A 13004-nucleotide genomic window follows, 5' to 3' on the forward strand; every position below is an offset into this window, starting at 1 on the left:
CACAGCGTCCTGCCATCGAGCGTCTGGAAATTGGATCTGGCCACCATCGGCGACGTGTACTCTGGCCGATCGCTGCCACAGCAGCTTCGGTCAACGTTGACTACGTCAACTCACTGCGGGCCCAAGCTTCACAACTCAATCGCCCACGTCTGACTCACCAAATCCTTGCCGAAGCTGTGAATCGGCTCTTCCTCGACCAGCTCAAACCCCGCCCGCTGATACAACCGGCGGGCATCCACCAGATTGCTGGTGGTCCACAGAATCATCTTTTTGTAGCCGACATCCCGGGCGAACCGCAGGCATTCCTCGACCAGCCGATTGCCGATCCCCAAACCCCGCGCACTGGCATCCACGTAGAGCATGCGCAGCTTCGCGGTGGTTTGGTCGTGGCGGATGACGAATACCGAACCCACCACCTTGCCGTCCTTCTCCGCGATCCAGCAGCGCTCGACCGTGGGGTCGAATTCGCGCAGGTATTTGGCGACGACCTCTGACACCAGCGCTTCGAACTCCGAATTCCAGCCGTATTCACGGCTGTAGATCGCGGTTTGCTGATGCACCACCAGTCCCATGTCACCGGGTTGCGGATCGCGCAGCAGGTAGGTCGTTGACTGGCCGCCCTCGAGTAGCGTCTGGATCTGCTTCATCGATGCGATCAGTTGCAGTTGCTGCGGTTCGGACAGGCGTTCGAGCAGAGTAATGACTTCTTGCCGCGAGGCTTGCTCCAGCGGCGCGAGGATCTCGCGGCCGAGGTCGGTGATGTGTAACTGACTGGCGCGGGCGTCGGTGGCGGAGGGGACCTTCTGGATCAGGCCTTTTTTGTCGAAACCGCTGATGAGCCGGCTCATGTAGCCCGCGTCGAGGCCGAGCATCTGGCGCAGGTCGGTGCTGGTCAGATCGCCCTGGGACGCGAGTTCGTAGAGGATGCGCAACTCGGTGAGCGAGTACTCGCTCTGCAGCAAGTGTTCCTGCAACACGCCGATCTGATGGGTGTAGAAGCGGTTGAACTGCCGGACGATGTCGGCGCGGTCGGTGATCGTGGACATGGTGGACGCTCATTTGTTTGCCTGAGGCAACTATATAGTTGCCTCAGGCAATCAAGTCAAATGAATGATCCCGCAATCGCGAACGCAAAGTCCGTCGGATCGAGCCGCTCAGACGTGTCCATTCGTATGTTTCTGAGGTTCACCGTTTCCAGGTGTGTGGCGTAGAGCGATTCGGAAAAAAAGGTGATCAACAGGGTGCGACGGCGTGCGCCAGTGGAGTTCAGGCTGCCGGCGTGGATCAGGTCGGCATCGAAGATCAGGATATCGCCCGCGCTGCCCGTCAGTTGTACGGATCGGGATTCGTCCGTGAAGTTGAACGGAAGGTCGCTGAGGGCAGGGCGGTGGCTACCGGGAACGATGCGGGTTGCACCGTTTTCCGGGCCGTAAGCGTCGAGGTACACCAGCGCATTGACGGTGTCGCCGGGGCGTTGCGCCGACAAGTCGCGGTGCAATTGCTGTTGGCCGCCATGGATAAGCGGTTCGCGGCCCTCGACCTGAGAGAGGAAGAAGCGCTCGCCGATCAACTCGCCGACCACCGCCAGCAAGGGTGGCAATCGGCACACGGCCTGAACGGTGGCGTCAGTGTCCAGTTGCGAATGGCGCCAGTCGATGCCACGGGGCACGGGCCATTCACCGGAAGGTTTCACGCCTGCATCGAAGACTGCACGCAGAGTGTCCAGCCATGTTGGCGCAATTGCCTGGCGCAGCAGCACGTAACCGTTTCGATGGAGTTGCTCGCGGTCAGCCACAGATGTCCTCGGTTTGGTTGGCTAACGCAGAGCGTAGACAAAAGCCTCAATCAATGAAGGCTATTCGATGGCTAATTTTCTCCCGGCAGTGCCACGCTGCCGGATTTGCCCAAGGATATGAAGCTGAAATCTGCCCCCCTTCGGCTGAAAATCGTCCCAGAACCCCGATGACAGGGCCGTCTCAGCATGCCTGTAAAAAAACTGACTAGAATCCACAGACACCCATCCATTCAAGGAACGACCGATGTCCGGTTTACGCACATTGATTGCGACCACGACCTGTATTGCAGTGCTGAGCAGTTCGCTGACAGCGCTGGCCGATCCTGGCAACGGAAAGGGACAGGGCAAAGGCAATCCGCATAACAGCCAGGATCATGGCAATCAGGGGAAAAAAGGCGGGGGCGGCTATCAGGGGCATGGACCGAGTATCGACCACGCCGGGGTGATCGGCATCGTGGATGGCTATCGCGGCTACTGGACTCCGGGCCCGGCGTTGCCGCCCGGCATCCAGAAAAACCTGGCCCGCGGCAAACCGCTGCCGCCCGGTATTGCGAAGAAGCTCGATGGTCGACTGGTCGGCAGACTGCCGCATTACGACGGCTACGAATGGCAGCAGGTCGGCACCGATCTGATCCTGGTCGCACTGGCCACCGGGCTGATTTATGAGGTGCTCAATGGCGCCTTTGATTGAAAAATAAATCTCTCTACATATGAAAAAGCCCGGCGGATAAGACCGGGCTTTTGTCGAGTACTGCGGTAAAACCCCGCATTCAGACGTTACGACGTTCGATCAGACGGTCAGAACCACCTTCGGCAACCGCATCACTGAACAGCGGATCTGTTTCAGTCGCGGCAACGGCGTCACTAAACAGCGGATCGGTCTGAGTCGCAGAGGCAACCGCATCGCTGAACAGCGGGTCGGTTTCAGTCGCTGCAAAAGCATTCAGGGCGAAGAGCGAGAAGGCGATACCAAAGAGGGTCTGGCGTTTCATAGTTCTGTACTCCGTGTGCAGTGGGTTCGTGTGGAGCAGATCCTACGCTTTGGACTCGATATGAGAACTTCATTGAATTAATGGTTGTTATTGATGCCGTCAATGATCGGTCTCGGTCGCCCGAATTGCTTTGAACTGCTGCGCCAAATCCAGGGCCACACGACCGCTGTCCACCGTGGGCAGCAGATGAGTGAAGGGAATGTCGATCATCCTTTTCTCGCGTACCGCCCGCAGGGTCGACAACACCGGATCCTGCCCGAGTAAGTGACGCTTGCGACTGGCCGGCGACCATTGCGCGTCGGCCAGCAGGATCACGTCCGGATCGCTGGCGAGCAGGGTTTCGCGGCTCACGGTTACCCGGTACTGGTTGATATCGGCGAACAGATTTCGCGCGCCGGCAGCAGCCAGCAGCGGGGTGACGAAACCCCGTCGACCCTCGCTGTCGAGGCCGTTGACCTCACTGTCCAGATAGAACACCGAGAGCGGTTCGTCCGAGCCGGCCAGTGCTTTCGCACGGTTCAGATCGGCGTCCAGCTTATCGCTCAGCTCGCGCGCACGCGGCTGCTTGTGCAGCAGCGCGCCAAGGGTCGAGAGGTCGTTGCGGATGTGTTCGAAGTAGTCCAGCGAATACCCGTTGCACGCTGACTCCAGCAGATAGGACGCCACACCGTTGCGCCCCAGCCCGCTGCGTGACGTCACGCCGTTGCCGAAGGCCGAGGCGAACCCGCCGATCACCAGATCCGGCTTCTGCGCGTACAACACTTCGCTCGAGGGGTAGCGGGGCGCAATGACCGGCACGCCGAAATATTCGGACTGCGGTGCGCCGGTGTCGTCCAGATAGGCGACGCCCGCCAGGGCGGGGCCTGCACCCAATGCCAGCACCAGATCGGCGGCGTGCTGATTGAGGGCGACGATCCGCGACGGTGGCGTGGCCGGCGCGTTCCAGGTCTCGCCGCAGTTGCGGTAACTGTCGCCCCAGACGGGGCACGCGCAGAGCAGGGCGCCCAAAAAAACGAGTCTTCTCATGAGCGTGCCCTGATCAACAAATCCTCGACCACTTCACCGCCCACCAGATGCCCCTCGACCAGTCGTTGGACATCCGCGTAACTGCGCACGCCGTACCAGCACATCTCCGGATACACCGTCACAATCGGCCCCAGATTGCACGGGAACTGACAATGGGTGCGGGTCAGCAGAACGCCGCCCGGCGTTTCTATGCGGTCATGCACCAGCAAGTGCCGGCGCAGGGTTTTCCATAACTGCAAGGCGCCGCGCTGGGTGCAGCGCGGGCCGGTGCAAAGGAACACATGGCGCGCATGCTCGGGCACCTGCGACCAGTCCGGATGCGAATCAATGCCGTCGGTAGTGATGATGTCAGTCATCAGAAGCGGTACGTGTAGCGGACTTCGGAGGTGAACGGCCGCCCGAGGTTGTCGACGTTGTTCGAGCGACTGGTGACGTAGTCGCGGTCGAACAGGTTCTCCACCAACAGACTCAGGCGATGCTGATGGGCGCCGTCGAGATAGCGATAAGCATCGGCGTCCACCACCGAATAATGGCCGTATTCGATCTGTTTCGAGCTGATCACGTCGCGGATATAGCGGATCGCACCGCCGGCGCCCCACATCCGGTCGACCGACTCGTAGCCAATGCGTGAGCGGGCGAAAAAGCTTGGCACATCGTTCAGCGTTACTCCCGAGCGCGACTCGGTGAGGTTGCGGGTCATGTCGGCCTGCAGGCTCCATTGCTCGTTGAGCGCCAGTCTGGCGTCCGCCTCGAAACCGCGCATCTGCACCCGGCCCTGGCCGTTGACCCACTGGATGTCGTCGAGGGTGATCAGGTCGTCGATCTTGCGTTTGAACAGGGTGACGCTGGCGCTGAACTCGCGGTCGAGCAGCAGGCCTTTGTAATCCAGACCGAGTTCGGCGTTGCGGCTTTTCTCCGGTTTCAGATTACGGTTGCCCAACTCATCACCGGGCTCGTTGACGAACAATTGCTCGGCGTTCGGCAGTTTGTAGGCCGTGCCGTACTGCCCGCGCAGGGCCCAGTTTTCGTTCAGGTCATACAGCGAAGTGAGCATGCCGACCGTGGCGCTGTCGCCACCGCCCATGGCTTCGTGACGAATGCCGATGCTCGGGTGCCAGTCGGGCAGGGCGTCAATCTGCGGGCGCAATTGGGTATACAGCGCATGGGCTTCGGCCTTGTCGTTGTCGATGATCAGCACATCGTCCTGACCTTTGAACCACTGGTTGTCCGTGCCGAACACCAGTACGTGCCCGCCGGGCAATTGCGCCTTGCCTTCGGCCTGCACGCCCCAGTCGGTGAAGCCCCAGTAGTCGTTGTGATTGATGGTTCGGGTGCCGCCATTGGCGGTGTTGTTGATGCGCGTGTAGCGGGTGTCCCAGTCGTTGATATGACCTTTGATGAAGTAGCTCAGGCGCTCGTTGAGAGTCTGTTCGAAGGTCGCCGTGGCGATCTGCTGGACGCGGTCGTTGGTGGTCTTGTGGTTGTCCACCGGGCGGGCGAAATCGACGTTGGCGTCGGCGTATTGGTAGAACAGCTCCAGTCGTTTGTCATCGCCGAAGGACTGAATCGCCTTGCCGCCGAACGTTGTGACTTCATAGGCGCGTTTCTTTTCGGAGACGTTTTTCAGGTCGCGATTACGAAACGGCTGATAGCCGTCCGAGACGTTATGGCTGATATAGGCCAGCAAGCCCAGATCGCCAAAACCGTTGCTGAAAATGTTCTCGGCCCGCGCATCACCGGTGGTGCCGCCGAAGGTGTCCAGGCCCATGTTCACTTCACCGGAGGCTTTGCGGCTGTGCGGGCTGCGGGTGACGATGTTGATCACGCCCGACACCGCTTGCGTACCGAACAACAGGCTTTGCCCACCCTTCAGCACTTCGATGCGTTCGATGGCATTGGCCGGCAAAGTGTCGAGGTACAAACCGCCGTACAGACGATTGTTCAGACGCACACCGTCGAGCAGGATCAGCGTGTCGTCGTTGCGCCCGCCCAGCAGGGAATAAGTGCCGTAGTCGAACGGGCCGTTTTTCGGCGCGACGTACAGACCGGGAATGAACATCTGCATCACGCGGCTGACATCGGCGCTGGGGCCCGCGCGCTCGATCTGCTCACGGGTGACGATCTCGACCTTGCTGCCGAACTGCGCCATGTCGGCCACCGTGGTGGACTCCACGGACGGAGCGGAAACGATTTGCTGATGGAGTTCGAGCGGCGTGTCATCCGCCAGCAACAGGGGGCTGAACAGACAGCCGAACAACAGGGATGGAGCCGGAGTGTTGAAAGGTTTGATCATCGTCTTCTCGAAAGGATCTTCGCAGAAGAGCATGCAGGAGAAGGCATCGCGCACACGCCGACACCGGCCCATGCCCGCCCACCGCAGGAGTTTGCCAAAAGCATTTCAGGCCGGTCTCCGGGCTCGCGCGTCTGGACGCTTTCACCTTCCCATGGCCGTCTGGCCACAGTGGTGTGTCGAAAGCATCACGCGCCTACCGTTGCGGGGGCAGCACCGGACTTGTTCGAAAAGAACGTACCGGTTTCCCGTTTCACCCCATGCACGGCGGCATGGGACACCTGAAACAGGGCGGCATCTGAACATTCGGGTGGGCGTGCGTCAACCTGGACGGTCGATGGATGACGTTGAAGGCGGTTTTGCAGGCTTGATCCGATTCATACGAAATCCAGCAACAGTGTTTGTCCAACCCGCCGATATTTCCTCGCCACCCCAACCCTTAGCATCGTCTCCAACCCGTGAACAAACACGGTCCTCAACGAGACGGTGAACATCATGAGCTTCAAGAAAATCGCTCTGGTTTTAATGCTTGGCAGTTTCGGTGCACACGCTTACGCCGATAACACGGACGCGGCGAATATCCCGGTCGAGACCTACAGTTCTTCGACAAATCTGGATATCGAGCACGTCATCTCCATTACCGAACCGGCCAACGAATGCGCCCCGGTGCCGGTGCAGATGACCTACGAAGATTCCCATGGCGAGCGCCACGTTCTGCAATATCAGGTGATGGGCACTGGCTGTTCCAGTTGAGTCAGGTGCAGAGGATGGAGGGTCGACACTCCATACTTGCCACGCTCAAACCGCTTTCGCTCCAACCACGTCTTCATCCGATGCCAGTAACTGCGGGATCGACTGCTTCAGAAACTCAACCCAGGTCTTGATCTTCGCATCGACGAACTTGCGCGACGGATAGATCGCAAACAGGTTCAACTCCTCCAGCCGGTATTCCGGTAGCACCCGCACCAGTGTTCCCGCCCTCAGGCCATCCACGGCCGATGCGATCGGCTGAATGCCGATGCCCATGCCTTTTCCGATCGCGATGGTCATGCCGTCGGCGGTGTTGATGTGAAAGGGCGACACGGGAATGGTGATGGTTTCCATGCCTTCGGGCCCTTCGAAAGTCCAGTTCTCCACCGGCATTACCGTGTTGACGATGCGCAGACACTCGTGCTCGCAAAGCTCACCCGGTGTTTGCGGCAATCCGCGTTTTGCCACGTAGGCGGGCGAGGCGCAGAGGATGCTGTAGGTGATGCCCAGACGTTGCGCGACGAAGCCGGAATCCGGCAGGTCGCGGGCCAGCACGATGGACATGTCGAAGCCTTCTTCGAGCAGGTCCGGGACGCGGTTGGTCAGGGTCAGGTCGAACATCACCGTGGGGTGAATTTCCCGATAGCGGGCGATGGCGTCGATCACGTAGTGGTTGCCGATGGCCGACATGGTGTGAATTTTCAAGCGGCCAACGGGCAAGGTCTGGGCGGTGCCGGCTTCTTCGTCGGCTTCGCGCACGTCATCGAGGATTTTTTCGCAGCGCTCCAGATAACGCATGCCGGCCTCGGTCAGGGCCAGACGCCGGGTGGTGCGGTTGATAAGCCGGGTGTGCAGACGCGCTTCGAGGGCGGAGATGGCTTTGGAGACGTTGGTGGTGTTGGTGTCCAGCAGCTCGGCCGCGGCAGTGAAGCTGCCGCTTTGGGCGACGGCGATGAAGAAACGCATGCTCTGGAAAACGTCCATCGGTGTCGTCTCAACAGGCAGGTGGAAAGAATATAGGGGCGACCTCACAGTAGACCGCCCCTTCGCCATGGTCACTTTTTGCGGGGAATGAAACCGGGTACGCCCGTCTCGACCACCGAGTTGAAGCGGATTCGCGTCGTGATCTCTTCCCTGATCTCGCGCATCGCCCGGTGCGGCAACGTCGCGATATCGAAGTTTTCCTGAATCCGGCTCGGGTTCGCCGAGGTCGTCAGGAACGCCGTTCCCCGCTGCACCGCCCAGGCCAGGGCCACTTGCGCCGGGGTTTTCTGTACGTGCCGGGCGATCCCGGTGAGCACCGAATCCTCAAGCACATTCGGCTCCATGCCATGGCCCAGCGGGGCGAAGGCGAGCAGGATGATGCCGTGTTCCTTGCAGAACTCCAGCATCTCCCACTCGGGCAGGTACGGATGGGATTCGATCTGCACCACCGCCGGTTTGATTCGCGCGGCGGCGACGATGTCCTTCAGCGCGTCGAGGGTGATGTCGGAAAGCCCGATGGACTTGCAGCGACCGTCATCCACCAGCGCTTCGAGGGCACGCCAGGTGTCGATCAAACGGGTCTCGCCATCGTAGATCACGTGCCCGAACACATCCCGTGGGTCCTGATCGTCGCCGGGCTGGAAGGCGAACGGCGTGTGGATCAGGTAGCAGTCGAGATAGTTGACCTGCAGCCGCTGGCAACTGGCTTCGAACGCCGGTTTGACCCGCTCGGGGCGGTGGTTGGTGTTCCACAGTTTGGTGGTGACAAACACGTCTTCGCGACGGATCTGGCCCGCCGCAAACACCTGCGCAAAGGCTTCGCCAATCTGCGTCTCGTTGCGATAGCGCTCGGCGCAGTCGAAGTGGCGAAAGCCCACTTCCAGCGCGCATTTCACTGCTTCGGTGGTGGTGCTCAAGTCGCGAAACAGCGTGCCAAACCCCACGGCCGGCATCGAACCAGCACCGTTGTTCAACGCTATGCGGGTGTCGCGAAGTTCATCGTGAAAGGCTTCGTAAGTCATGTCGTGTCTCCGGTATCTGTCGTTATAGAAGGGATGAGGTCTTGCGGGCGGCGAGTTTCTGATCAAGCACACCCACCGAGTTGCCACCCAGCGCCACGAACAGGCGCACCGAGTCGAGATAACGCGCGGTCTTCACTTGAATCTGTCCGAGCAAGGCTTGCTGATAGGCGCGTTCGGCTTCCAGCACCTGCAGCAGGCTGTTTTCGCCTTGGGCGTAGGCCTGGCGATTGAGGCGCAGGCTGGCGTCGGCGGCGCGCAGGGCATCGTCCTGCGCCAGGTTTTGCTCGGCGCCGTGGTTGAGCGCCTGCAAGGTGTCCGCAACCTGGCCGAAGGACTGAATCACCGTTTGTTGATAGCGGGCGAGCGACGCGTTGTAGCCTTCGACGGCGCCTTCGCGCTCAGCCTTGAGCGTGCCGCCGTTGAAGACCGGCGCCGTGAGCCCGGCGGCAAATCCCCAGAGCGCGGCGCCGCCATTGCCTGAGGCGGCTTGCATCAGCGAGGCCGACAGCTCGACATGCGGGTACAGATTGGCCGTCGCGACACCCACCGCCGCGCTGGCGAAGTGCAGTTCGGATTCGGCTTGCAGGATGTCCGGCCGGGTGTGGGCCATGGTCGACGGCAGGCTGACCGGAATGTTCGACGGCAGGGCGAACTCGTCGAGACTGAAGTCCGGCGCAATCCAGTCCGCCGGACCTTTGCCGGCCAGAATCGACAATGCATGACGCGCTGCATCGCGCTGCTGGGCGAGGGGCGGCAGCAACGTGCAATCCTGAGCAAGGCGGGTTTCGGCCAGCGACACGTCGATTTGCGTGGTGCTGCCGCTTGCCTGGGCTCGGCGCACCAGATCGAGGTTTTTCGCGTCGTTGGCCAGCAGGGTTTCCACGGCGTTGATCTGCGCGTTGGCCGAGGCCAGCAGCAAAGCCTGGCTGGCGACATCACCGGTCAACGTCAGCCAGGCTGCTTCGTAGCGATGCTTTTGCAGATCGGTCAGCGCTTGCTGCTGTTCGATCGTGCGTTTGTTGCCGCCAAAAACGTCCAGATCGAACACGACCCGTGGCCCGATCCCGTAGAAATTGGAAACCACCGGTTGCGGCCCGTTGTGCGTACGCTGGCGACCGGCAGAGGCGCCGAAATCGACCTGCGGATAAAGCACACCTTCCGCCGCCGCGACCGAAGCAGCGGCCTGGCGAATAGTCGCGTCAGCGGCGGCCAGTTCGAGATTGCCGTCGATGGCGCGACGCACAACCTGATCGAGTTTTGGTGAACGAAACGCCGACCACCAATCGCCGTCGAGTCGCTGGCCCATCGCGAAATGCTGTTCGGCAGCTTGATCGTAATGCAGCGACGGGCTCTCGGCAGGCCGTTGAAAATCTGGGCCGACGGTGCAAGCGGACAACATCACCAGCATCGCCAGCGGGGTGAGGCGCATAGAAGCTTTCATGGTTCAGACTCCACGTCATCAGTTGGCCGCAACGGGCTTGCGCAGGAACATCACCAGCGGACTCACCACGAGCATCGCCAGCATCAGAATCTTGAATTGGCCCATCACCGCGACGAACGCCGCCTGATGGGTGACCAGATGGTTGAGGCCTTCGAGCGCCGGCAACGACGTCGGCATGGCCACCCGATAAGGCGTGAGCTGACTGACCAGCGCCGAGTGCATCGCCTGGGTGTTGTTGAAGAAAAAGATCTGCACCACGGCCACGCCGAGGGTGCTGCCGTAGACCCGCATCAGGTTGAAGAAACCGGTGGCTTCCGGGCGCAGCTTGGGGTCAATGGTGCTGAACGCGGTCTTGCTAAGCGCCGGCATCAGAATGCCCAGCCCCACGCCCTGGATGAACCCGGTGACGGCCACCGGCGTCCAGTCCATCAGCGGCGAATAACCGAGCATCAGCCAGTTGGCGTACACCACAAGCGCGATGCCGGCGGCGACAAACAGTCGCGCGTCAATCCATGCCGGCGCTCGCATCATCAACAGAAACGCACCCACCAGCCCGATGCCACGGGGAACGGTCAGCAACCCGGTGGTGTCCGGCGGATAGCCGAGGACTTCATCGAGCATCGGCGAGGTCAGCGCCATGGTCGACAGCAACACGAAACCCAGGGCGAAGAACATCACGGTCGACAACATGAAGTTGCGGTCGCCGAACAAACCCTTGCTGAGAAAGTGGGTCTTGCGGGTCAGCGCATGGACGACGAACAGGTACAGGCCGAGGGCGCTGGCGAGCGCTTCGATCCAGATTTCCGGCGAGTCGAACCAGTCCAGCCGTTCGCCGCGATCGAGCAGCATCTGCAGGCCGATCATGCCGACCGTGAAGCTGGCGAAACCGAAGAAATCAAACGCTGGGCGCGAGTCTGCTTTCTTCTCGGCGAGCAGCAACGACACCACAATCAGGATGTAAGCGGTCAGCGGCAGGCTGAGGTAGAACATCGGGCGCCAGTCGAAATACTCGCAGATTACGCCGCCGATGCTCGGGCCGCTGACGATGCCGAACAGCACCAGCGCGGTCCATTTCGGGCCGAACGCCGGGCGGTGTTCACCAGGCAATGACTCCATAGCGATAGCCATCGACAACGGCGCAATCACGCCGCTGGCCAGGCCTTGCAGAATGCGTGCGGCGATGAACTCCAGCGGCGCGCCGGCCAGCGTGCCGAGCCACAGACCGAGGGCGAACAGCACCAGCGCTGTCTGATAAACCCGCTTCAACCCAAAGCGTCCGGCGAGCCATTGCGCGACCGGCATCGTGATCGCGCTCGCGGCCAGATAAGCGGTGAAAATCCATCCGGCCTGATCGTCGGTCATCGACAGACTGCCCTGAATCAACCGCAGCGCGGCGTTCGGCAACGGCAGGTTGGCTGACTGCATATAGGTGGCGAGCAGGGCGACAAACCGCAGTGCCCGCGCATCGGCTGTTGAGCTGTTCATCACGAATTACCCGCAGACAACAACGACTTGAGCGGATGCCACCATGGCGTGCGGTGCCCGGTATCAACCTTGACCGTGGCGCTGGTGCCGGAGAACAGCGGCAAGGCAGGATCGGCCTCGTCCAGTTCCAGACGAACCGGTACCCGCTGCACGACCTTGACCCAGTTGCCGGTGGCGTTCTCCGGCGGCAATAGCGCGAAGTCGGCACCGGCACCGGGGCTCATGCTGATCACGTGTGCCTTGAACGGGCGATCCGGGTAGGTATCGAGGGTGATGGTCGCGGTCTGGCCGGGGCGCATGTGCGTCACCTGGGTCTCGCGGAAATTCGCCTCGATCCAGATTTCCCGGTCGGAAATCAGCGCGAACGCCGGTGCGCCGTTGTTGACGTAATTGCCCACCTGCAAATCATCGACCTTGGCGACGATGCCGTCGTCCGGCGCGGTGACCGTGGCGTAGGACAGATACAACTGCGCTTCGTCGAGTTGCGCCCTGGCCTCGCGCACGGTGGGGTGATCGTCGAGGGCAATGTCCGGGTTGCCGTTCAACGCGACGACGGTGCTGGCGATCTGTTGCTCGATGGACGCGATGCGCTGGCGCGAGACTTTTAGGTCGGTTTCGGCGCGCTCGTAAAGGGCCTTCGACACGAACTCGGTGGCGATCAAGGCTTTCTTGCGGGCGAACTCCTTCTGGTCGTAATCCGTCGAAGCTTTCGCCGATTGCAGCTCGGCCTGTTGCTGGCGATAGCTGGCCTTGAGGCCGTCGATGCGCAAGCGAGCATTGGCCAGTTGCGCTTCGGCCCGGTCGACGGCGATCTGCAACGGCTTGGGATCGATGCGAAACAGCACCTGGCCTTTGCGCACGGGCTGGTTGTCGTCGACCGCGATCTCGACTACTTGCCCGGAAATCCGCGCATTTATCGAGGCCTTGGCCACGCGGGCATAGGCGTTGTCGGTGGAAACGAAGGGCTCGTTGGCAACGTACTGGCCGTAGCCAATCGCGGCGAAAAGCGCCGGAACGCCGAACATCAATACGGGGCGCAGATGCTGCTTGAGCGGCTTCTTCGGCGGCGCGTCGACGGGGTGAGCGCGGGCTTGTTCTGCGGTGAGATCTAATGGCTGATTCATGAACGGCTCTCTCCAAAGTGCTGGGCGGCGTTGAATGCGGTGCGTCATCAAGTCAGTGCGCGGTGCAGGAGGGGTTCTCTGTTGCCGCTGTTTCG

At 61.1% G+C, this 13004-nt stretch carries 13 protein-coding genes and 1 riboswitch; of the genes, 2 read left to right on the plus strand and 11 right to left on the minus strand.

What is annotated here, in order from left to right:
* Positions 1 to 128: 128 nt before the first annotated feature.
* On the minus strand, positions 129 to 1046 hold the full coding sequence (locus tag I5961_RS12235) for a helix-turn-helix domain-containing GNAT family N-acetyltransferase (protein ID WP_227235364.1): 918 nt from the start codon (positions 1044 to 1046) through the stop codon (positions 129 to 131).
* A gap of 56 nt (positions 1047 to 1102) precedes the next feature.
* The gene (locus tag I5961_RS12240) at positions 1103 to 1795 is read right to left on the minus strand and encodes a phytanoyl-CoA dioxygenase family protein (RefSeq protein ID WP_227235365.1); all 693 of its coding nucleotides are present in this window, start codon (positions 1793 to 1795) and stop codon (positions 1103 to 1105) included.
* A gap of 244 nt (positions 1796 to 2039) precedes the next feature.
* Here I5961_RS12240 and I5961_RS12245 point away from each other — a divergent pair, with 244 nt between their 5' ends.
* A complete protein-coding gene (locus I5961_RS12245) occupies positions 2040 to 2486 on the plus strand; it encodes an anti-virulence regulator CigR family protein (RefSeq protein ID WP_227235366.1) in 447 nt (148 codons plus the stop codon).
* 79 nt (positions 2487 to 2565) lie between these two features.
* Here the strand turns inward: I5961_RS12245 and I5961_RS12250 are convergent, their stop codons facing one another.
* From I5961_RS12250 to I5961_RS12265, 4 genes are all read right to left on the minus strand, one after another.
* Entirely contained in the window at positions 2566 to 2787 is a 222-nt protein-coding gene (locus I5961_RS12250) for a hypothetical protein (protein ID WP_085703760.1), read from the minus strand.
* Between the two features lie 99 nt (positions 2788 to 2886).
* Entirely contained in the window at positions 2887 to 3813 is a 927-nt protein-coding gene (locus I5961_RS12255; protein ID WP_227235367.1) for an ABC transporter substrate-binding protein, read from the minus strand.
* Positions 3810 to 4169 (minus strand): (2Fe-2S) ferredoxin domain-containing protein, encoded by a 360-nt coding sequence (locus tag I5961_RS12260; RefSeq protein ID WP_227235368.1) that lies wholly within the window; start codon positions 4167 to 4169, stop codon positions 3810 to 3812. The genes I5961_RS12255 and I5961_RS12260 overlap by 4 nt, the downstream gene beginning before the upstream one ends.
* Positions 4169 to 6106, minus strand: a complete 1938-nt coding sequence (locus I5961_RS12265) for a TonB-dependent receptor plug domain-containing protein (RefSeq protein WP_227235369.1) — start codon at positions 6104 to 6106, stop codon at positions 4169 to 4171. Before I5961_RS12265 ends, I5961_RS12260 begins: the two co-directional genes overlap by 1 nt.
* 90 nt (positions 6107 to 6196) lie before the next feature.
* A riboswitch (cobalamin riboswitch) is annotated at positions 6197 to 6403 on the minus strand.
* 195 nt (positions 6404 to 6598) lie between these two features.
* Between I5961_RS12265 and I5961_RS12270 the strand changes: the two genes are divergently transcribed.
* Positions 6599 to 6856, plus strand: a complete 258-nt coding sequence (locus tag I5961_RS12270) for a DUF2790 domain-containing protein (RefSeq protein WP_085700278.1) — start codon at positions 6599 to 6601, stop codon at positions 6854 to 6856.
* Positions 6857 to 6901: 45 nt separating this feature from the next.
* Here I5961_RS12270 and I5961_RS12275 read toward each other — a convergent pair whose 3' ends face one another.
* The 5 genes from I5961_RS12275 to I5961_RS12295 form a co-directional block, all read right to left on the minus strand.
* Entirely contained in the window at positions 6902 to 7837 is a 936-nt protein-coding gene (locus I5961_RS12275; RefSeq protein ID WP_085703764.1) for a LysR family transcriptional regulator, read from the minus strand.
* A 71-nt stretch (positions 7838 to 7908) separates the two neighbouring features.
* Positions 7909 to 8859: an aldo/keto reductase gene (locus tag I5961_RS12280; protein WP_227235370.1), complete on the minus strand. Its 951-nt coding sequence runs from the start codon at positions 8857 to 8859 to the stop codon at positions 7909 to 7911.
* 22 nt (positions 8860 to 8881) lie between these two features.
* Complete coding sequence (locus tag I5961_RS12285) at positions 8882 to 10300, minus strand: efflux transporter outer membrane subunit (protein ID WP_227235371.1); 1419 nt, start codon at positions 10298 to 10300, stop codon at positions 8882 to 8884.
* A gap of 18 nt (positions 10301 to 10318) precedes the next feature.
* Positions 10319 to 11785, minus strand: coding sequence for a DHA2 family efflux MFS transporter permease subunit (locus tag I5961_RS12290; RefSeq protein WP_227235372.1), 1467 nt, complete (start codon positions 11783 to 11785; stop codon positions 10319 to 10321).
* Positions 11785 to 12909 carry an HlyD family secretion protein gene (locus tag I5961_RS12295; protein WP_085703767.1) on the minus strand — a complete coding sequence of 375 codons (1125 nt, stop codon included), beginning with the start codon at positions 12907 to 12909 and terminating at the stop codon, positions 11785 to 11787. Before I5961_RS12295 ends, I5961_RS12290 begins: the two co-directional genes overlap by 1 nt.
* Positions 12910 to 13004 lie beyond the last annotated feature (95 nt).

Source organism: Pseudomonas sp. IAC-BECa141, assembly GCF_020544405.1.
Taxonomy (GTDB): domain Bacteria; phylum Pseudomonadota; class Gammaproteobacteria; order Pseudomonadales; family Pseudomonadaceae; genus Aquipseudomonas.